This is a genomic window from Cystobacter fuscus DSM 2262 (genome assembly GCF_000335475.2).
Lineage (GTDB): Bacteria > Myxococcota > Myxococcia > Myxococcales > Myxococcaceae > Cystobacter > Cystobacter fuscus.
The window spans coordinates 141,820-160,262 of the sequence record NZ_ANAH02000004.1 but is presented as its reverse complement, the minus strand read 5'-3'; the positions used below and the strand labels follow the sequence as shown (position 1 = coordinate 160,262).

The following is an 18,443-nucleotide window of genomic DNA, read 5'->3' as shown; positions in this document are numbered from 1 at the left end:
CACGCCTGCCTGGTCCGCCCTCCTTGGAGGGGGCGACAGGGGGTGTGGGGATGCTGGGGAGGGGCGGGCCTGGACCTGCCCTACCCGTGGATCATGCGCAACTGCATCACCCTCCACGGGCAGTGGATGTGCCCACCCGAGGCCGTCCTCCGCATGGCCAGCCTCATCCGCTCCGGGCTCCTCCGGCTGGAGGAGTTCGACGTCACGGCCTTCGCCCTGGACGACGCGAACGAGGCCGTCACGCACGCGGCCGCCCACGGTGGCCCCTTCAAGCTGACGGTGCTGCGGCCGTGATCAGAACGGGAGCTGGGAGACCGCGAGGCCGGGGCTCGCCTCCCAGGACGTGAGGGGACTGTCCGGGTCCGCCGCCACCACTGGCCCCACATCACGCCGGACGAGTTGCGGTACGACCACGCGGTGTTGGCGTTGGTGACCAGCCAGCTCTTGTACCTGCTCGCCCAGCGCACGAAGACGCTCTTGAACCCGGCGGTGTCGCCGCTGCCGCCGTTGGCATCGTACTCGTCGTTGAGGATGCCGGCGATGTGCTGGCCCGTCAGGTTGTTGCGGCCCCAGTTCACCGCCAGCCCGCCCGCGGTGCGATAGCTCGCATTGCCGGTCGCTTGGTAGACGGCGATGGCGGCCGGGCCGTTCACGCACGCGTTCTTGGTCTGCTTGTCCGCGCGCCACCAGAGGCCGCCGCCGAACTGGCTGTCCCACGCTGAAGGGTAGCCCATGAGCCGCACTCCGGGCCGGCGCAGAAGCCATTCGGCCTCTATCCCGCCTATACGCCGGGCACCAGGGTTCGGAGACTTCCTATCGCAGGCGTACTTTCAGGAGCTCCGCTGTATCATTGGGCCGCCCCATGAAGGTATCGAGCAGGCGTTTCTCGACAGCAGGCTGTTCCCAAACAGCCAACTGCTCGAGCCCGACACACTCCTGGGGCTCGGCATTTCTCACATTACCGACGGTGTCGAAGATCGTGCAGTCACGGAAGTTCCCCACGTCCTGACTGAATTGGACAATCGGTTGAGCCAGAGACGCTTCAATCTCTCTCCATCCTATGATCTCCCACTGACTCAGACTCGAATGGCGGATGGCAATTTTGAAAATGATTGGCTTGGATGCAATCTGGTCAAGATCTGAGTCAGGACTTTTGGTTCTGTAATCGTAGAATGCATCATGCGGTGGCTCAAGGACCCTCCCGTAGCCGAAGGAACCGTCGGCAAGGGGAATTCTCAGAAAGGACCCCGGTCTATGTATGTATGTTTTGACCATTTCCTAATATCCCGTGTAAGGATGAAGTTGACCCCAGCGCTCCGTGGCTGCGTCGTGAAACCGCCTGCCCCACGGATTGTCCTTCGCCACACCGCGCACGACGTTCTCGGTCCGATGGGGCTTTCCAGTGTCAGACTGGGCGCCCCCATGGGAATCAATCAACTGCTGCTCTCTTCCGCGAATTCGCCAATACGCGGTGTCGTCATATCTTCGGTCATAATCAACGGCGGCCCCGATATCGAATCGATCGACCCTCGCGAAATCGGACGCAGCCACATTGGGTTCATCGTTCTCGTCGATGTGACGGTTCATATCTCGAGAAACAACGGCCACCGCTGCCTGAAAGTTGAGGGGTTTGGTGAGATCGACGACCATGCTGGTTCGCCCCGAGTAGTATCGGTGGGGGCTCTTGTTGAGCTTCCTATATGTTACATATATGCGCCCCCGCTTTTTCCTGGTGTCCTTGCCGGGTTCTGATTTTGGCGATGCGCCAGGAGGAGCGAGCGGGGCGGACGTCGGTCCCGTTCGGGTCTTGGAAGCCCCTGCTCCAGCACCGTTGGGTGCATTGGATGGGTATTGACCTTGGACCCACCCATACACATCGCCGAAGTGCGTGCCGTAAAACTCGTCCGCGATGTCGATCGGGGTCTCCGTCCCATCCACGGCCGCCTTGGCGGTCAAGCAGAGCAAGACCACACTACCGGCTGCCGCAACAACCGTGCCTCCAGTGACGATGAGCTCTCCCGCCGCACCACCAGCCCCTACTTCTCCCGCGGCCGTGCCGCCTTCTGGCACGAGCCGGAGCACGCCGCGTGGTATGCCATCACCCAAACCCTCGCCAGAAAGCCCCTCCAACGGAGGTGACGCGGGTGGGCTCAGCGGCGCCCCTGGCGAAGCTGCCCCCTGCATTGCCGCCACAGGCACTACTTCCACGCCAGCGCGAGCTGAATGAAACGCTTCATCCAGTGCCCCCGACGCAACGTAATGGCGCGGGACATAGACGCAGCGCTCTTTCCGACCCGTGGCGTGACGGACGCTTCGGGCAGCGCCGCTACACCCCACGAGAAACATGCAGAGCAGCACAGCCCACCCGCGTGACATGCAGCGCCTCGTGGCGTTGACTCCATCCACAAAGAGTTCGATTCGAGATTACGGCTAGGCCGTGCGTTCATGTCAACACGGTCCGTGTGTAGACGTCCGGGTAGATGGCTCCCTCAAGCGGGGGCGGAGCCGGAGCCGGCAGAGGCGAGGCTGCCGCCTTTGGCAGCAACCACTATAAGAAGCTCAGCAGTCTCAAACCCATGTCCTCAGCCGGAGATGGGCTTGCTCCGTCCCGCTCGAGCCCGCGACTGCTTGCGCTCTGCTGCGCTCTGCTGCGCTCTGCTGCGCTCTGCTGCGCTCTTGCGCGCGTGGGCGGCGATCTCCCGGTCGATCATGCGTTCCAGCTTACGCAGGAGCGCCTTGGGAAGAAACTCCGGGTACGTCCTGGGAAAACCCAGGTGGCCGTCATCGCTCCCCACCCACCGCAGGTCCTCTTCGTCCCCGTTCACCAGGTCCCCGGCGGCGCGGAGAGCGAGTTGCAGCGCCTGCATGGAGTCGATTCCCCAGAGTTCGAACAGCTCCCTCTTCCCCGAGTGCACCCACTCCACGCTGCACCTGTAGTTGCCTGTCCGCGAATCCCTGGCCGGTGCACGGACACGGATGGAGGTACGAGCGCCAGCAGAACTCTTGAACTTGCGCTCCGCCAAGATGGGCCCAGTGGGTTCGCGGCCGCGCATCAATCGAGTCACCGTGGTCATGGCGGAGACCTCTCCGCTTCCGAAGTAGTTGGAACAAAATCCCCGACACTGCTGCTCGCTCTCATGCGGGTTCGCAGACGCTCCCGATCAGCCTGGACGACCCTGCGCTGCCTTGTCCCCCGGTGCTTTACCCGTCGCCTCCCGCGCGATCCGCCGGATGGATTGGGGAGGTTGTCCGAAAACCCGCACGAAGGCCCGGCGCATTCGCTCGGGATCGGCGAAGCCCACCGCGTCCGCCACCTGCTCGATGGACTCGGAGCCCGTCTCGAGCCGCACCCGCGCCGCCTCGGCGCGCAGCCGCTCGATGGCCTTGGCCGGCGTCTGTCCCGTCTCCGCGAGGAAGGCCCGTCCGAACTGGCGCGCGCTCAGGCACGCCACCTCCGCGAGCCGCTCCACGTTCAGGGGCTCATGCAGGTGCTCGCGCGCGAACGTCAGCGCCTGGCGGATCCGATCCGAGGCCGGCTCCAACTCCAGCAGGGCGGAGAACTGGGATTGGCCTCCCGGGCGGCGGTGGTAGACCACCAGGTCGCGGGCCCGGGCGCGCGACACCTCCAGGCCGAGATCCTCTTCGATCAAGGCGAGCGAGAGATCGATGCCCGCGGTGACACCCGCCGACGTCCAGATGGGCCCGTCCTGGATGAAGATGCACTCCTCGTCCACCCGCACGCGCGGAAAGAGGCGTTTGAGGTACGGGGCGACGCGCCAGTGGGTGGTGGCCCTCCGTCCATCCAGCAGGCCCGCGGCGGCCAGGATGCACGCGCCCGAGCAGATGCTCGCCACCCGCCGGGACGCCGCCGCCGCGGCCCGGACGAAGTCCACCACCTCGGGGGAGTTCATCGCCGCGGCCGTGCCCAGCCCTCCCACCACCACGAGCGTGTCGAACGCGGGCTCCCCGAGCGGCTCCGTCTGCACCTGGACCCCGGAGGAACTCGTGACCAGGCCTCCCCCCGCGGACAGCATGCGCAGCCGGTAGGCGCCCGCCACCTCCGGGCCCATGGGCTCCTCGAAGACGGCCACGGGGCCGGTGAAATCCAGGATCTGGAACATGGGGAAGAGCAAGAAGCCAATGTCTCGGGGCATGGCGGAAAACGAGGGAACTACGTCCTTTCGGACATGAGCCTGACGCGAGACAGTGCGTTCTGTCAAAGGCAGACAAGGAGTCCGCACATGGCCGCATCCCTCGACATCGTGTTCCCGCTGTACCCCGGCACGTCGTATCTGGACTTCATGGGGCCCCAGGCGGTGCTGGCCCCGCTCCCCGGTGCGCGGTTGATCTTCGCCTCCGTGGGCGGGCAGCCCATTCATGAAGGCTCCCTGACGCTCTCCTCGTTGACCCGCCTGGAGGACGTGGAGCGCTGCGACGTGCTCTGCGTGCCAGGGGGACCCTCCGCCGCGGTGCTCCGCGACGAGATCTTCATGGCCGCGATCCGGCGGTTGGGCGGCTCGGCGCGCTACGTGACGTCCGTGTGCACGGGTTCACTGCTGCTCGCGGCCGCGGGACTGCTGGAGGGCAAGCGCGCGGCGTGCCACTGGGCCATGAGGGATCTGCTGGCCGAGTTTGGCGCCATCCCCGATCCGGCCCGCGTGGTGCGTGACGGCAACATCCTGACGGGGGGCGGGGTCACGGCGGGAATCGACTTCGGGCTGACGCTCGCGGCGGAGCTGGCCGGCCCGCTGTTCGCCCAGGCCGTCCAGCTCATCGCGGAGTACGCGCCCGAGCCGCCCTTCAACTCGGGGCGTCCCGACATCGCGCCCAAGGAGGTCCTGGCGCACCTCGGGTCCTCCTTCGGTGGGCTCGACCTGAGCGCGGACCGGGCCCAGATTCAGCTCCGGGCCGCCGAGCTGCGCGCGGCCCGGGCGTAGGCGCGCGGGCGGCTCACGGGCTCCGGGGTAGGTGGGGGGCGTGAAGCGCCGACTGTGACGAGCGCTTCTCGCTCAGGAGCTGGGAAAGCGCTCCTTTTCACCCCCATGACCGCGTTGGGCCTGGCCTTCTTGCTGCTCCAGGGCCTGTGCACCTTGGGTCACAAAATTCACGGCCGTTGATACCGGGCACCGATGCTGGACGGCCTTCTCCCGGAAGGAGGTGCTCCTCCGGCGCTCGAGAAAATGTGTCTGGTTTTTGTCCAGCACTCGCCGAGTGGTGCTTTTCACCCTGATTGTTGCTACTCATACGATGTGTGCTTTGGCGACGCCATCCAACTGGAGGCGTTGCGAGGAGAGCATCGATGAGACGTGTGTCGTGGTGTTCCGTGGTTTTCCTGGCCGTTCTCGCCTCGTGTACGAATGAGACGGCCCCGTTCTACGAAACCACCGGGGACGTGGTGGACGGGGTGATGCGGGTTGCCCTGAAGCCGGAAGGGGTGCGGCTCGAGACGCCCGGTCTGCGCTTCACGCTGCCCGATGGGCGGGCCATCGATGCCACGCTCGTTCATTCCTCGCGCTCGGAGTTGGGCCTCACCTGGGCGGGCGAGTTCGAGGGGGGAGACGTCCTGATGGTGGTCCACGACGACGGCACGCTGAGCGCGGTGCTGCACGTGGGCGAGCGCGCCTTCGAGCTGATGTCGATGGAGCACGGCGTGGGCGAGCTGCGTGAGCTCCAGCGCCTCGAGTACAAGAACTGCCTCCATGGCCAGGCGCCGGAGGCGCGGGGCGACGACGCGCAGGCCCAGGAGCCGGTGGAACCGCTTCCCGAGCCGTTGCCGGAGGTGCCGCGGGCCCTGATGGCGACGGCATACATCGACGTCGCGGCCTTCTATACCCAGGAGTTCCTCGCCAGCGCCTATGAAGAGAACAGGCTTCAGCTCTCCATCCAGCAGTCGATCGCCACCGCGAACGAGATCTTCACCGCCAGCGGTGTCAATGCGCAGTACCGCCTGGTCTACATGGGCCCGTTGACGGGTGCTCAGCCTCCAGAGGGGGTCGTCAGGACCTATGATGGCCTGCAGTACGAAGAGCGAGAACCCGCGGCGCTCCAATGGCTCAAAGCGCAGCCCCCGGAGGTGAGCGAGCTGCGCAATGCGGCGGGCGCCGACATGGTGGCGCTCTATCTGCCGATGCCGACGGCTCCGGTGCGGCCGTACGTGTGCGGCGTCGCCAGCCGCATCGACTCGCGTGGCTACGATGATGTCGACAATCGGCCGTTCAATGGCCGCGCGTTCTCCGTGCAGCGCGCCCATTGTGGCCTGGGTGACTTCACGTTCGCGCATGAACTGGGCCACAACTTCGGCATGTTCCACAACGCCGCGGAGCTGGGCCGCAAGCCGTACCCGAGCTTCCCGTGGGCGGCGGGGAGGACGTACCCGGCGCCTTCCATGCCGGGGGGCGTCGCGGCCACCGTGATGAATTCCGATCTCTGCCCCTCGGGCGGGGCGGGCCCGGAGGCGATCTGCAGGCGCACGGGCTACTTCTCGAGCCCCTCGGTCTTCGTCAACGGTTACCCCACGGGCGATGCGACGCACGACAACGCGCGGGTGGCGAGGGATCAAACCCCCTCCTTCGCCAACTTCCGTGCGACGGCGCCGGGCAGCGTGCCGCGGGTGCTCATCACCTCTCCCGGGCGCAACGCGAGCGTCTCCAGCGTGGTGACCCTCAGGGGAACCGCGACCGATGCCGAGAGTGGCAACATCAGCGCACGCATCCGTTGGTACACCGAGACGGGGGCGTATCTCGGCTCGGGTGCGTTCATCACCGCCACGCTGCAGCCGGGCACCGGACGCCGCATCGTCGCGCGTGCCACGGACGACGATGGACAGGAAGGCCAATGGTCCGTCCCCGTCGCCGTCTACAGCACGAACGTCACGCCGCAGAAGGGGTCCTGGTACAACCCCGCGCGCTCCGGCAATAGCATCGACCTCCTGCGCGCGCCCGACGGCGGGTATCTGGTGGGTTGGTATACGTACACTCCGAAGGGCGAGCCGATCTGGTACACCAGCGCCATCGCCCAGGTGAGCAATGGCTCCTGGTCGGCGCCGCTCTACCTCTCGACGTGGAATGGTTCGTCCAACTCCCTCACCGTCGTTGGCTCCCTGAGCTTGCGCTTCTACTCCGCCACGTCGGCGATGTTCTCGTACTCCGTGAATGGCATCTCGGGCAGTGAGCACTTCGTGTACCAGGCTGGCGGAGCGGGTCGCACCGGTTCCTGGTACGAGCCGACGCTCTCGGGCTGGGGGCTGCAGATCAACGAGCAGACCAGTGACTACGACGCGACGGTGACGTTCTACGAAGGTTCGCAGCCGCGCTGGGTGATGGGCGGCACCAGGCCCGGGTCGTCGGTGAGCATGAGCTTGAACTGGATGAGTGGCCCTGGACTCTGTCCGGGCTGCACGTACGTCGGGCCCCCGAGCGCGCGGGACGTGGGCACGTTGTCGCTGCAGATTCCCTCGGGCGGCACCAGCGGCAGGGCGACCATGAACATCACCACCCCCTCGGGCGTGCAGTGGAACCGCCCCGGGGTGGACGTGGTGAAGCTCACCCAGTGAGGCCTTGATGCACGGGGGTGCTCGGCCGTGGGGTCGAGCGCCCGTTGTCTTCTACGTGGCGCTGGTGTGGCTGATGGGGCTGCTCGGCGTGTTTCATCCTGATGGGGGCTGGGCTCGGGGCAGGGGGCGCTCATGGGCCGCGCGCTGCTCGTGGCGGTGTTCCTGACGCCCGCGCGGCGGCGCAACGGATCAGGCCCACTGACGGCTCAGCCCCGGGCGCGGGCACGCGTCACCAGCTTCCACACGCCAAAGTAGAAGAGCGAACAGAGGAGCCAATTCAGCACCAGCAGCAGCATATCCAACCAATCCGGAAAACCACCGAACATGGTCGTTTCAATGGATAGCCCCCAGGCGCTCTGGGCATACCCGAGCAGGCTGTCGGCGACGAGGAGCGGCCCGTAGATGGAGCCGTTCCGCGAACTTGAGGCCTACAGCGGTCGGTGGCAGACGCGGGTTGGCATCCGCGAACCTGTTGTAGACATAGGTCCCATAGCGCAATGCCCAATAGAACCGCGCCCACTTCCCTTTGCTGGTGTTGGCAGGTGGTCCCTCCAGCCTGGTCGTGTCGAGGGCGTACGCAGACCCATGGTGCATGATGATCTGCCACTCGCCTGCTCACTCCCACTCGAGCCGGGAAGCCACGTCACGCGGCCCGAGCGCCCTCGCGGCGCGCGCTGTAGAAGCTTCGCATCCCCTCCATCATCCAGCCACGAGGCGTGAGCGCGAGGAAGGAATCGCGAACCGCCACCACCGCCCGGTTCCGTCCGAGGATCATCGACCCGATCCACCGGGCATTGCGCTGGAGCCGCTCGGCGATGGGTTGCACGCGGGCCGAGTAGGTAGCGAGCGCGGCCTGGGCGTCGGAGGTGGTGCTCAGCGCCTCGGTCAACACGGCGGCGCTCTGGAGCGCGAAGGCACTCCCCATCCCCGACAGGAACGTGGGGCACGCGGCGGCGTCACCCAGCAGGCCGACCCTCCCGCGCACGATGGAGTCGAGGCAGATCATCTTGATGTCGTCGACGAACACGAAGCTCTGGTCGTCGATCCTCGCGAAGGCGGTGCGCACCTCCGGTGCGAATGCGTTGTACTCACGGGCGAAGAACGCTCGCGTGGCGGTGGCCCCCCGGAGCTTCGGCCGGAGGCTCTCCCCGCCGTGGTACACGATCACCGAGAGGCGCCCCGGTGCGCTCGGGACCATCGCCACCATCTTGCCGCGGCCGAGATACGCCGAGATATCCCCTAACTCGAGTTCATGCGCCACCTCGATGTCGATGGCGACGTAGCTGCCTCCGAGCAGGTGCTCTCCGCTCTCGCCGAAGAGCCGCTTGCGCAGCTTCGAGTGGACTCCATCGGCGCCAATCAGCACGTCTCCCCACTCCTCGCGGCCATCGGAGAGCGTCACGGTCACACACCCGGCCTCCTCGCGGAAATCGGTGACCTCGGTCCCAAAGCGGACGTCGACGTCGTCCCGCACGCGCCGGTGGAGCACATCGTGGAGATCGGCCCGCCGGATCGGGAGGAACCCCCCCAATCCCGCGTTCAAGGCGGCCAGGTGCTCGGCGCGGAGGAGCTGCCCTCCCGGTGTGCGGAACCGCACCCGGCCCGAGAGCGGAAGCGCACGGGCCTCGCACTCCTCGCGCACCCCAAGCCGGTCGAGCATGGCCACGCCCTCGGCCTTCAGCGCAACGAAGTGGCCCAGCGGCCGGAATTCGCGCGCCCGCTCGATCACCAGGCAGTCATGGCCCGCGTCGCGGAGAAGCCGCGCGAGGGCGAAGCCGCCAATTCCACCTCCCGAGATGAGCACCTTCATGTTCATTCCTCCTTCGGTTCGAGTGCGCGGTTTCGGCGCACACACTGCACTCAAGGGCACAGCAGGCGCTGATAGGTGTCGAACACCACCCGCGCGTGCTTGCGCACGACGGCCTCGCTCAACGTCTTGCGGCTGGCGACGAGCGCCTCGTCGAGCACGGAGTCGCTCACCACCATCAGCGAGACCAGGAGCTCGACCGGGAGATCCGTGCGCACGCAACCGAGCTTGCGGCCCAACTGGATGACCGAGCGGAACTGCTCCTCCTGCCGACGACGCAGCATCGGGGCCAACCTCGGGCTCGCGCGCAATTGCTGGCTGAGCTGACGGAACGCGCCGAGCAACTCGGGGAATTTGGAAGCCGCCACCAGCCAGGCCGAGAAGGTCTGCTCCAGGCTCGGCCAGAATTCCTCGGCACTCACCGGCTGCTGGGGCAGAAGCGGCGGAAGCTGCGCCTCCAGGCGGTCGTACATGTCCTCCGCGACGGCCGTGAAGAGGTCCTCCTTGTCCACGAAGTAATAGTAGTAGGCCCCCTTGCTCAGGCCCGCCTTCGCGAGGATCGCATTGAGCGAGGCCCCCTCGATTCCCTTCTCCGTGAACTCATGGAGCGCGATGCGCAGCAGCTCGGCGCGCCGGGCCTCGGGAAGTTTGTAGAACCGTTCGAGGGGCATGGACCAATGGTATAGACCACTGGTCTAAAACGCAACGCATTCTCGCCTTCAACACATTCCGTCCCCTTCCCCCCTGGTCACCGTGGGCCGGATTTCCGCTCCTCAGCCAGCCAGAAGCGCTCGGGGCGCCGTGGCCTCGAGCGCGGACAGGAGGCCGAGCGCGGCGTCATCGACCTCCCACCGCCACGCGAGGCGCCAGGGTCGGCGGAGCGGTCCCGACACGACCTCATCGGAGAAGATCTGACGCTCCTCGAGTCTGCCGCGTGGGACCACCGACGTCGTGACGAGCGCGACGTCGATCTCCCCGGCCTCGAGCGCCGCGACGGGAGAGTACGTGTGCTCCACCGCCAGCGCGACCTCGAGCTCCGGCAGATTCTTGCGCAGCCTTCGGAGGAGCTCGTCTTCGGGAAGACCGCGCTGTGCGACGCCGACTACAAGACATCAGGCTCGTCCTCGCTGGTCGACGGGGCGATCGAGCGGCTGCGTTCGCACAACTGGTACACGCAGAACCCCGCGATCGAGGGACTCCGGCTCCTCGCCTGTCCTCGACCCACGCGCTCAACTCCTCGGGAGAACTCTCCAGCAGACGCAGAAGGGCATGCAGAGCCCTGGAGGTTGGTAAGGCAATTCGTTGAACGGCACCGCGAACGGCGGGTATCAGGTCCGGGTGACGCTTGTGCCAGAGTGCGTAGGCCAGATCATTCACATCGGTCTGGTCGGGCCCGCCCGTAGCTATGCGATTCAGCTTTCGCACGAGGGCTGCCCTTGCGCTGGCGCTCTTGATTTGTCCGAGCGCCTGGGTGATGACTTGCACCACTGCCGAGCCGTCGTGGTCGCCCCGAGTCTCTTCTACAACGAGTTGCTGTTCCAGGCGTCTGGTGCTCGCCGGGCCTCCCAGTTCTCCCAGCGCGAAGACCGCGGCCTGACGTACCTTCCCATCGGGAGACTCAAGCATCTCTTCCAGTGTGGCCCTGGCTTCGCGAGACCGTGCCTTGCCGAGCGTCGCCACCAAATGCCGTGCCCTCTCCTCATCCTCCCAGCGGAAGGCGTCGACCAGTTCTGACCGCCACTGCTCCTTTTGGAGTTGGCCCACGGGGTGCATCTGGCCGGGCGGAGTGCACGCGGGGGGAGGGGGATGGGCTGGCCGTTGAGGATGTTCCAGGAGGAGGGTCTCTATTTCGTCACGTCCAGGTGCTACCAGGGACGGCTGTTGCTGCGTCCCAGCGCGGAGATGAACGAGGTGGTGGGAGGCGTACTGGCGCGAGCCGTCCAACAGAGCGCGGGCACCGTCCGGCTGCACGCGTTCACCTTCGCTTCCAACCACTTCCACCTGCTGGTGTGGGCGCGGGGAGCCGCGCTCGCCTCCTTCATGCAGTACCTGAGAGCCAACCTGTCCAAGAAGGTGGGGAGGCTGGTGGACTGGAGCGGCGGCTTCTGGGAGAGGCGGTACTCGGCGGAGCCGGTGTTGGACGACACGGCGCTGGTGGGCCGGCTGCGCTACGTACTGGCCCACGGGGTGAAGGAGGGGCTGGTGGAGAGGAGCGCCGAGTGGCCGGGCCTGACGTGTCTGCCGCAATTGCTGGGGCCGGCGCGGCGGCTGTTCCGGTGGTTCAACTGGACGAAGCGCTGGAGCAAACGGGGAAGCGAGGAGCTGGCAGTGGGGGAGGGGCGCTTCGCCGAGGAATGGGCCGAGCCGGTGGAGTTGGAAGTAGCGCCCCTGCCGTGCTGGAAGGGACTGGGGGAGGAAGAGAGGCAGCGTGCGGTGCGGGCACTGGTGGAGGAAGTGGAGGTAGAGGCGCGCGCGAGGAACAAGCCCGTCCTCGGGGCGAGAGCGGTGAGGGCCCAGCACCCGCATACCCGGCCTGAGCACCTCAAGCGCAGCCCGCGACCTCTGGGGCATGCCTCCACGCGCCAGGCCCTGCGGGAGTTGCGTGAGCAGTACCGTGGCTTCGTCGCGGCGTTCCGAGAGGCGGCGGCTCGCTGGGGGCGGGGGGATTTCGCGGCGCCCTTTCCGCCTTTCTCCTTCCCGCCGCGGGTTGTGCCAGAGCGTGTCGCTCGAGTTCTTTGACACCCTCTCAGACACCCTCTCAGCGACACCCTCTCAGCGCCGCACTCTCTCCGCACCGGCCTGCCGCATCGCCCGGGGGCACCCGTCAGCGGCCCTCCTTCGGCCCCTCTGCACCAGCCCTCCCCTCAACACGGCCTCTCTCCTGCCCATACGCCGTCGGCAGCTTCTTGTTATCGGCAGGCTCGTGCTGGATGATCAGCTTCGCATGCGTCCGGGCGATCACCGCGTCGAGCTTCTTGCCGGATGCGATCGTCTCGTCGTGGTCGTAGTTCCATGTCGGGACCTGGTGACGCTCGTAGTTCTCCCTGAAGTGCCACTGGTCGCCGGACAGCACGTGGTATCCGGCATTGTCCAGCTTGAGCAGCAGCGCCATGCTGCCCGGCGTATGGCCCGGCGTCTGGATCGTCGTGAGCGTACCGTCGCCGAAGAGATCGACGTCGCCGTCGACGACCCGTACCCGCTTCAGGTCCTTACCCGAAACATGCGAGCTGAACAGTTCGCCCACGATGTAGTGGCTGGATGCTCTCTCCGTATCGGCCATGGCCTCGAGTTCGGCGCGCTGGATGATCAGGGTGGCGTTCGGGAAGTCGTCGACCTGGCCGGAGTGGTCGAAGTGCGAATGCGAGACGGCGACGTACTTGATGTCGTCGGGACGCAGTCCGAGCTCGCCGATCTGGTCGACGATCGTGCGGTCGAGCTTGGTCGTGAAGCTGCCCTCGGTGATGGGGCCGGCCAGGTATTTTTTCGGCAGCCCGGTATCCCACAGCACCCAGTCGTTGCCGTGCTTGATCAGGTAGCACGACATGACGATGTCGTAGGAACGATTCTTGTACAGCCCTTCATCGGACATGACCGAGAGGTCGCCGAGCGTCATGTGGCCGCAGTCCAGCCTGTACATCCGGACGTCGGACGGGGCGGCGGACGCTGTCCCACCGGCGGCGAAGGACAGGGCGGCGAAGGAAAATGCGGCAAGTGCGGAAAAGAAGCGTTTCATCATCGACTCCTGGAATAGGGATTGGCGTACTCGAAGGACCTGGGATTCGTTGGCGATCCCGGCAACCGATGAAGCCAGTATGCCCACGCGGTCTCCCGGGATAGACCTGCTAAACTGCGCTTCTTTGTTGCCCGCGGAGAGACAGTGCAAGCAGCGATCGGCGCATCCATGCAGGACATCAGTGCCTTCGTCGCGGTGGCGCAGACCGGCGGCTTCACCAGCGCGGCCGAGCGGCTCGGCACCAACAAGTCGAGCGTCGGCAAGGCGGTGCAAAGGCTGGAGCGGCACCTGGGTACCCGCTTGTTCCAGCGCACCACGCGCGCGGTACGCCTGACCGAGGATGGCGAGGTCTACCTGGCCGCCGCGCTCGCGGCGCTCGGGCACCTGCGCGATGCGGAGCAGTCACTGGCGGCGCACCGCGCCGAACCGGTGGGCCGCGTCCGGGTCGACATGCCGACGGGTTTCGGGCACCTGGTCCTGCCGACGCTGGGCCGGTTGCGCGAACGCCATCCCAGAGTCACCGTCGAAATGGCCACGGCCGACCGCATGTCCGATCCGGTGGCCGGAGGCTGGGACATCGTCGTGCGCATCGGCCACCTTCCGCCCGACAGCGACATGGCGGTACGTAAAATCTGCGACACGAAGCTGGCGCTGTATGCCGCGCCCTCGTACCTTGCCGCGCGCGGCGCCATCGCGTCGATCGAGGATCTGCAGCGCCACGACACGCTGCTGTTCCGCAGCTATACCGGGCAAGTGCGCGGCTGGTCCCTGCTCGACGATGGCGCGCGCCGCGAGCTCATGCCGGTACCCGCGATGATCCTGGGCGACGGGCATGCGCTGGTCGAAGCCGCCGTGCTGGGATTCGGCGTCGCGCAGATGCTCGACCGGTTCGTCCAGCCCCATGTGGCGGCCGGCCGCCTGGTCCACGTGCTGCCCGAAGCGGACGCGCCGGGGCCGCCCGCCCATGCCCTGATCCCGGTGGGCCACCGCATGACCGCCAAGACCCGAGTGGTGCTCGACCACATCGTCGAGACGCTGCGGCGGTAGGGCGCGGTCGTCCTTCGCATTGTGGGAAAGTGCGCCGGGAAAGGCGGGAAAGGTGTCAGACGACTCGTAGGGCGGGAGTTGTTGGAACGAGTCCTTTGACACCTTCTACCCTTCTACGGAGCCAGCGCGCCGTTCCGACTGCGATTACCTTTTTGGCAGTCGCGCAACCAGCGCGCGAAGAGCGGGCATTTCGACACCCTCCGCTTCTCCGCGGCTCAGCGCTTCACGCAATATTCCATGGTCCTGGCCGTTGACCTTGCCGCCGTGGTGATATCGGTTGAAGGCTGCCACATCGAGCGGCAGGGCACTCTCCTCCTGCTGCCGGAAGAACTCCAAGGTCGTTTCGGCATTGGTCTGCTCGCTGGCGACGAGGCCCGCGGAGCCGAAGACCGACAAGCGCTGAAACTCTCGCATGGCGTCGTTACCGAGCCGCCACGTCTCGTCAGTCGGGTTGATGTCCCTGGCCGCGGGCCAATCCAGCAGTTCCCACGCGGCCAAGGTCGCGAACAGTGCGACGGACAACTTGTACTCGTCCGGCGAAATCACGCTGCACCGCGAGACGCCGCTGCGGTCGTACAGCGCCGCGAAATCATGCGCCACCTGCGGCACGGTGCGATCGACGACGAAGCCGACCGGAGAGGGATGCCGATAGGCATAGTCAGCGTGCGCGAGCAGGTCCGGCTTGACGCCGGGATGCACCGGCATCGTCGCGGCCGGCACCTCGTAGGCGAGGTTGGCCATAACGCCATTGATCACCTGTGCCCCCGCGAGCCCGGACCGTTCGAGGAACCACGCCCTGAGATCGATGCCCACGCTGCCGAGGATGACTGCCGTCGACGTACCCCGAAAGGCGCGTCCGATCTCGTCCACAACCTTCACGCCAGCTTCCGCGCGAAGCGCCGCTCCGTCCATCGTGATGACCACGAAGTCGAACGATGTTCCCGCCAGCCTGGCCGGGTCGGTGAGCAGCTCGTAGCCGGAATAGGTTTTCAGACTGTTATCGTCGTAGGAGTAAAGCACCTGCGGCCTGGACAATTGCTCCAGGCGATGAGGCCGCACCAGGAAGGTGACGGCTGCGCCTGCCAATTTCAGGTGATAGCCCGCGAGGACGCCCATCGAACCGGCGCCAACGATGCAAACGGAAGCGGTATTTGATTCAGCCACCAGGTAGCTCCAATGCGAGTGATGAGGACCCGCGTGCGACCCTTCAGGCACACGCAGGCCCAGGTTGCCCCCGTGGGGGAGGTGGGTCCCGGAGGGAGAGTCCCATCAACCGTGGAAGGTCACGCTCTCCGACAAAGGAGCTCGTCCCAGACGCGGTCCCTTGATGGCGTTTTCGCTCGGGTGACCGAACGAGATGCCGAAAAGCATCTTGAACTCGTCAGAGATGCCGAGATACCCGCGGATGGCGCCCGCGAAGAATCCTAGCGCGGTCTGCGGGATACCGCCGAGGCCACGGGCCGCGAGCGACAACAAGAAGGTCTGCCCGTACATCCCGATGTCTCCCGCGACGCGAACGTTGTCGCCGAAGGACGGCATGAAGAGCAGCGCGACGTGAGGAGCGTTGAAGAACGAATAGTTGAGCGCGGCGGCGCGTCTGCGCCCTTCCTTGTCAGAGCGAGCGACGCCCAGGGATTCGTAATAGAACTTGCCCTGCTCGTCCTTTCTCGCGCTGTAGTTCCCGTAGAACGCGCCCATGTCGAAGCCGAAATCAGGAGTGAACTCCTCGGCGTCGTTCTTCGCATGAAGCAAGGCGGAAAGCTGGGACAACTTTTCCCCCGAGACGATGTGGACGCTCCACGGCTGGGTGTTGCAGTTCGACGGCGCCCATTGCGCGTCCTCGACGAGCTCCAGGAGGGTTGCGTGCGGCAACGGCTCGGAGCGAAACTCTCGAAACGAACGTCGCGCTCTTACCGCCTCGTGAAACGAGAGCATGGTTTTGGAGGGCGCTTTCGCCATCGGGTCGATCAGATGTTCCCTCATGGGCTGTCTCCTTTGTCCTTGGAATGTCGAAAGTCGTGGTTACTCGCCGGGCGAGCGAGCAAGGCCGTCGAGCGTGTCCCTGAGTTCGGCCATTTCCCTGTCGGTGAGCCGGCAAGCGCTTTTGATCTTGCCGGAGACGCCCCAAACGTCCTCTCGAAGCGCCTCTCCGGCGGGCGTCAGGTCCACGAGGACGCGCCGCTCGTCATTCGAGTCGCGCGTCCTCGTGACCAGACCGGAAGCTTCGAGGCGCTTGAGTAGAGGGGTGATGGTCCCGGTGTCCATGCCCAGCTTCGCGCCGAGCTCTCCAATCGTGCGCGGCGTACCTTCGAAGAGTTCCAGCATCACCAGGTACTGGGGAAAGGTGAGGCCCAGCGGCTCGAGAAACGGCTTGTGCATCCGGATCATCCGGTTGGCGGCACCGTAAAGGGCGAACGAGAGCTGCTTGCCTACTGAGTGTCGAGACTCCGGAAGAGCGCGGGCCATGACCTACTATCTAGTGCGCTTTTATATGGCGCGCTAGATAATCTGTCGAGGCGCGTAGGGGTCATTGTGGCGCTGTCGAGAGAGGCTGATGCGGACCGTGCGGTGACGAGGTCAGGGGGCGATTCTGATGGGAATTTCGCGCCTCCTGGCGCGGCTTCGATTCCCGCCGCCTCCCCATTCAGAAGCCCAGCAAGCTCACCGGGCTGCGCCGGTCGAGCTGCTCCACCGCGCTCTCCCCGCTTCGCCACGGCCGCCGAGTTGGAGCACGTCATGAGAGCGCGGCTGGCTCGGTTGGGGCCCTACTCGGGCCAAGACGCGGTGAAGGAGGTTCAGCGAGCGCTCGTGGAGGCGGGCGAGGCGCCCGTCAGCGCACGGAGCCCTCGGCCTGTCCTTCCCCGGCCCGGGCGTCCAGCACCACCCGGCCCTCCTTCATGACGAACCGGACCTGCTCCAGCGCGCCCAGGTCCTTCAGCAGGTCCCCCTTCACCGCGAGCACGTCCGCGAGCTTGCCGGCTTCGAGGGAGCCGAGCCGGTCGTGCAGGCGAAGCAGCTCCGCCGCGTTCACCGTCGCCATGCGCAGGATGTCCACCGGTGACAGGCCCGCCTCGGCATAGGCGGTGAGCACCCGCCGGCTGGCCTGTCCCCGCGTCAGCCCCGGTATCGCCCCGTACATGTCCGAGCCCGCGGCGAGCGGCACTCCCGCGGCCGCCGCGCGACGGAGGCGCTCGTGCTGCCGGGCAATGCCCTTCTTGCAGCGCTCCTCCAGGCGGCGCCGGAGCTCCGGGTCGGCCGCCGTCGCCCCGACGCTGACGCAATCCGCCGCCGCGGTATCGGTGGGCACCAGGAAGATGCGCTTGCGCGCCATGGTCGCCAGCACGTCCTCGGGCAGCGAGTACGCGTGCTCGACGGAGTCCACTCCCGCCTGGACCGCGAGGCGCACGCTGTCGTCGTTCGTGGCGTGCGCCGCCACCGGGCGCTTGCGGCGGTGCGCCTCCTCGGTGATGGCCTTCAGTTCCTCCAGGGTGAGCAGGTTGGGGCCGTTGTCGACGATGACCTTGATGCAGTCCGCGCCGTCATAGAGCGCCTGCCGCACCGCGCGCCGGGCCGCCTCCACGCCCGAGACGGTGGCGTACTCCTCCTCGATGAGGCCCTGCGCCAGCGGCTGGAGCGTGTCCATCTGCCCCCCGGGCGGCGCGAGCGCGCGGGTACACGCGGAGAGGCGCGGCCCCGTCACCCAGCCCTCCTGGATGGCCTTGCGCAGCGCCACGTCCCCATTCCGACCGGAATTGCCCAGATCGCGCACCGTGGTGAAGCCGGCTTCCAGCATCTCGCGGCCCAGCTTCGCGCCCAGCAGCGCGCGCTCGGCGGTACTCGTCCGGGCCACGTAGTCCAGGAGGGAGCCAGCGCTGTCCAGCGGGACCTCCAGCAGCAGGTGCGAGTGCGCGTCCACCAGCCCTGGCAGGAGGGTGACGTCGCCCAGGTCGATGACCCGCGTTCCCGGAGGAATGGGGAGGCGGGTGCCCACGGCCTGGATGCTCGCTCCCTCGACGAGGACGACCGCGTCCGGCAGGAGCCGGGCGTTCTTCCCGTCGAAGAGTCTCGCGGCGCGCAGCGCGAGGCGCGCGGGCCCCTGGGAGTCGGGCGCCTGGGCCCGGGCGGGCTCCGAGAGACTCCAGAGCAGCACCACTCCAACGACCGCCAGCAATCGCCTGGAAAACATCACGCGGCTCCTCAGCAGGGGGTTCCCCACCCTCCCCCGGCCGCCGACGGCGAGTCAGGAAGAACACGACGTCCATGGCTCCGTTCTACCCCGCCGGAACGGGACCGGCTGCTTTCTG

General features: G+C 66.6%; 16 protein-coding genes and 2 pseudogenes. 4 read left to right on the top strand and 14 right to left on the bottom strand.

Going from position 1 to position 18,443, the window contains the following annotated elements:
• Nucleotides 1-80: 80 nt before the first annotated feature.
• The 5 genes from D187_RS57450 to D187_RS05245 all read right to left on the bottom strand — a co-directional run bounded on the left by D187_RS57450 (nucleotide 81) and on the right by D187_RS05245 (nucleotide 4,154).
• Complete coding sequence (locus tag D187_RS57450) at nucleotides 81-734, bottom strand: glycoside hydrolase family protein (RefSeq protein WP_020917796.1); 654 nt, start codon at nucleotides 732-734, stop codon at nucleotides 81-83.
• A 79-nt stretch (nucleotides 735-813) separates the two neighbouring features.
• Nucleotides 814-1,275, bottom strand: a complete 462-nt coding sequence (locus D187_RS51925; RefSeq protein ID WP_076606089.1) for an immunity 26/phosphotriesterase HocA family protein — start codon at nucleotides 1,273-1,275, stop codon at nucleotides 814-816.
• Nucleotides 1,276-1,278: 3 nt separating this feature from the next.
• Complete coding sequence (locus tag D187_RS54700) at nucleotides 1,279-1,650, bottom strand: hypothetical protein (protein ID WP_155893181.1); 372 nt, start codon at nucleotides 1,648-1,650, stop codon at nucleotides 1,279-1,281.
• A 932-nt stretch (nucleotides 1,651-2,582) separates the two neighbouring features.
• Nucleotides 2,583-3,053 (bottom strand): DUF6968 family protein, encoded by a 471-nt coding sequence (locus D187_RS05250; RefSeq protein WP_438356942.1) that lies wholly within the window; start codon nucleotides 3,051-3,053, stop codon nucleotides 2,583-2,585.
• 108 nt (nucleotides 3,054-3,161) lie between these two features.
• A complete protein-coding gene (locus D187_RS05245; protein WP_051256218.1) occupies nucleotides 3,162-4,154 on the bottom strand; it encodes a GlxA family transcriptional regulator in 993 nt (330 codons plus the stop codon).
• Nucleotides 4,155-4,241: 87 nt separating this feature from the next.
• On the opposite strand from D187_RS05245, the gene D187_RS05240 reads away from it, so the two are divergent.
• Nucleotides 4,242-4,937 (top strand): DJ-1/PfpI family protein, encoded by a 696-nt coding sequence (locus tag D187_RS05240; RefSeq protein ID WP_002631778.1) that lies wholly within the window; start codon nucleotides 4,242-4,244, stop codon nucleotides 4,935-4,937.
• Nucleotides 4,938-5,299: 362 nt separating this feature from the next.
• Nucleotides 5,300-7,552: a M12 family metallo-peptidase gene (locus D187_RS05235; protein WP_155893180.1), complete on the top strand. Its 2,253-nt coding sequence runs from the start codon at nucleotides 5,300-5,302 to the stop codon at nucleotides 7,550-7,552.
• Nucleotides 7,553-8,195: 643 nt separating this feature from the next.
• On the opposite strand, the gene D187_RS05230 is transcribed toward D187_RS05235, so the two are convergent.
• The 4 genes and pseudogenes from D187_RS05230 to D187_RS59165 all read right to left on the bottom strand — a co-directional run.
• Nucleotides 8,196-9,362, bottom strand: coding sequence for an FAD-dependent oxidoreductase (locus D187_RS05230; protein WP_002631775.1), 1,167 nt, complete (start codon nucleotides 9,360-9,362; stop codon nucleotides 8,196-8,198).
• A 50-nt stretch (nucleotides 9,363-9,412) separates the two neighbouring features.
• A complete protein-coding gene (locus tag D187_RS05225) occupies nucleotides 9,413-10,030 on the bottom strand; it encodes a TetR/AcrR family transcriptional regulator (protein ID WP_002631774.1) in 618 nt (205 codons plus the stop codon).
• 102 nt (nucleotides 10,031-10,132) lie between these two features.
• A pseudogene (locus tag D187_RS05220) lies at nucleotides 10,133-10,417 on the bottom strand (hypothetical protein); the annotation flags it as partial.
• Nucleotides 10,418-10,898: 481 nt separating this feature from the next.
• A pseudogene (locus tag D187_RS59165) lies at nucleotides 10,899-11,132 on the bottom strand (HEAT repeat domain-containing protein); the annotation flags it as partial.
• Between the two features lie 33 nt (nucleotides 11,133-11,165).
• Here D187_RS59165 and D187_RS49435 point away from each other — a divergent pair.
• Nucleotides 11,166-12,098, top strand: a complete 933-nt coding sequence (locus D187_RS49435; RefSeq protein WP_020917789.1) for a transposase — start codon at nucleotides 11,166-11,168, stop codon at nucleotides 12,096-12,098.
• 85 nt (nucleotides 12,099-12,183) lie between these two features.
• Here D187_RS49435 and D187_RS05205 read toward each other — a convergent pair whose 3' ends face one another.
• Nucleotides 12,184-13,095, bottom strand: coding sequence for an N-acyl homoserine lactonase family protein (locus D187_RS05205; RefSeq protein ID WP_211241464.1), 912 nt, complete (start codon nucleotides 13,093-13,095; stop codon nucleotides 12,184-12,186).
• A gap of 141 nt (nucleotides 13,096-13,236) precedes the next feature.
• Between D187_RS05205 and D187_RS05200 the strand changes: the two genes are divergently transcribed.
• Nucleotides 13,237-14,139 carry a LysR family transcriptional regulator gene (locus D187_RS05200; RefSeq protein ID WP_155893179.1) on the top strand — a complete coding sequence of 301 codons (903 nt, stop codon included), beginning with the start codon at nucleotides 13,237-13,239 and terminating at the stop codon, nucleotides 14,137-14,139.
• A 144-nt stretch (nucleotides 14,140-14,283) separates the two neighbouring features.
• Here the strand turns inward: D187_RS05200 and D187_RS05195 are convergent, their stop codons facing one another.
• From D187_RS05195 to D187_RS05180, 4 genes are all read right to left on the bottom strand, one after another.
• Nucleotides 14,284-15,303: a ketopantoate reductase family protein gene (locus tag D187_RS05195; protein ID WP_043428472.1), complete on the bottom strand. Its 1,020-nt coding sequence runs from the start codon at nucleotides 15,301-15,303 to the stop codon at nucleotides 14,284-14,286.
• Nucleotides 15,304-15,408: 105 nt separating this feature from the next.
• Complete coding sequence (locus D187_RS05190) at nucleotides 15,409-16,122, bottom strand: nitroreductase (RefSeq protein WP_002631460.1); 714 nt, start codon at nucleotides 16,120-16,122, stop codon at nucleotides 15,409-15,411.
• A gap of 39 nt (nucleotides 16,123-16,161) precedes the next feature.
• Nucleotides 16,162-16,605, bottom strand: coding sequence for a MarR family winged helix-turn-helix transcriptional regulator (locus D187_RS05185; RefSeq protein WP_002631461.1), 444 nt, complete (start codon nucleotides 16,603-16,605; stop codon nucleotides 16,162-16,164).
• Between the two features lie 364 nt (nucleotides 16,606-16,969).
• Nucleotides 16,970-18,325 carry an amidohydrolase family protein gene (locus D187_RS05180; protein ID WP_043428470.1) on the bottom strand — a complete coding sequence of 452 codons (1,356 nt, stop codon included), beginning with the start codon at nucleotides 18,323-18,325 and terminating at the stop codon, nucleotides 16,970-16,972.
• Nucleotides 18,326-18,443: the final 118 nt, after the last annotated feature.

Bases quoted from the DNA above. Each gene is read 5' to 3' on its own strand.
- D187_RS57450 (WP_020917796.1), bottom strand. From the start codon at position 734: ATGGGCTACCCTTCAGCGTGGGACAGCCAGTTCGGCGGCGGCCTCTGG.
- D187_RS51925 (WP_076606089.1), bottom strand. From the start codon at position 1,275: ATGGTCAAAACATACATACATAGACCGGGGTCCTTTCTGAGAATTCCC.
- D187_RS54700 (WP_155893181.1), bottom strand. From the start codon at position 1,650: ATGGTCGTCGATCTCACCAAACCCCTCAACTTTCAGGCAGCGGTGGCC.
- D187_RS05250 (WP_438356942.1), bottom strand. From the start codon at position 3,053: ATGCGCGGCCGCGAACCCACTGGGCCCATCTTGGCGGAGCGCAAGTTC.
- D187_RS05245 (WP_051256218.1), bottom strand. From the start codon at position 4,154: ATGCCCCGAGACATTGGCTTCTTGCTCTTCCCCATGTTCCAGATCCTG.
- D187_RS05240 (WP_002631778.1), top strand. From the start codon at position 4,242: ATGGCCGCATCCCTCGACATCGTGTTCCCGCTGTACCCCGGCACGTCG.
- D187_RS05235 (WP_155893180.1), top strand. From the start codon at position 5,300: ATGAGACGTGTGTCGTGGTGTTCCGTGGTTTTCCTGGCCGTTCTCGCC.
- D187_RS05230 (WP_002631775.1), bottom strand. From the start codon at position 9,362: ATGAAGGTGCTCATCTCGGGAGGTGGAATTGGCGGCTTCGCCCTCGCG.
- D187_RS05225 (WP_002631774.1), bottom strand. From the start codon at position 10,030: ATGCCCCTCGAACGGTTCTACAAACTTCCCGAGGCCCGGCGCGCCGAG.
- D187_RS49435 (WP_020917789.1), top strand. From the start codon at position 11,166: ATGGGCTGGCCGTTGAGGATGTTCCAGGAGGAGGGTCTCTATTTCGTC.
- D187_RS05205 (WP_211241464.1), bottom strand. From the start codon at position 13,095: ATGATGAAACGCTTCTTTTCCGCACTTGCCGCATTTTCCTTCGCCGCC.
- D187_RS05190 (WP_002631460.1), bottom strand. From the start codon at position 16,122: ATGAGGGAACATCTGATCGACCCGATGGCGAAAGCGCCCTCCAAAACC.
- D187_RS05185 (WP_002631461.1), bottom strand. From the start codon at position 16,605: ATGGCCCGCGCTCTTCCGGAGTCTCGACACTCAGTAGGCAAGCAGCTC.
- D187_RS05180 (WP_043428470.1), bottom strand. From the start codon at position 18,325: ATGTTTTCCAGGCGATTGCTGGCGGTCGTTGGAGTGGTGCTGCTCTGG.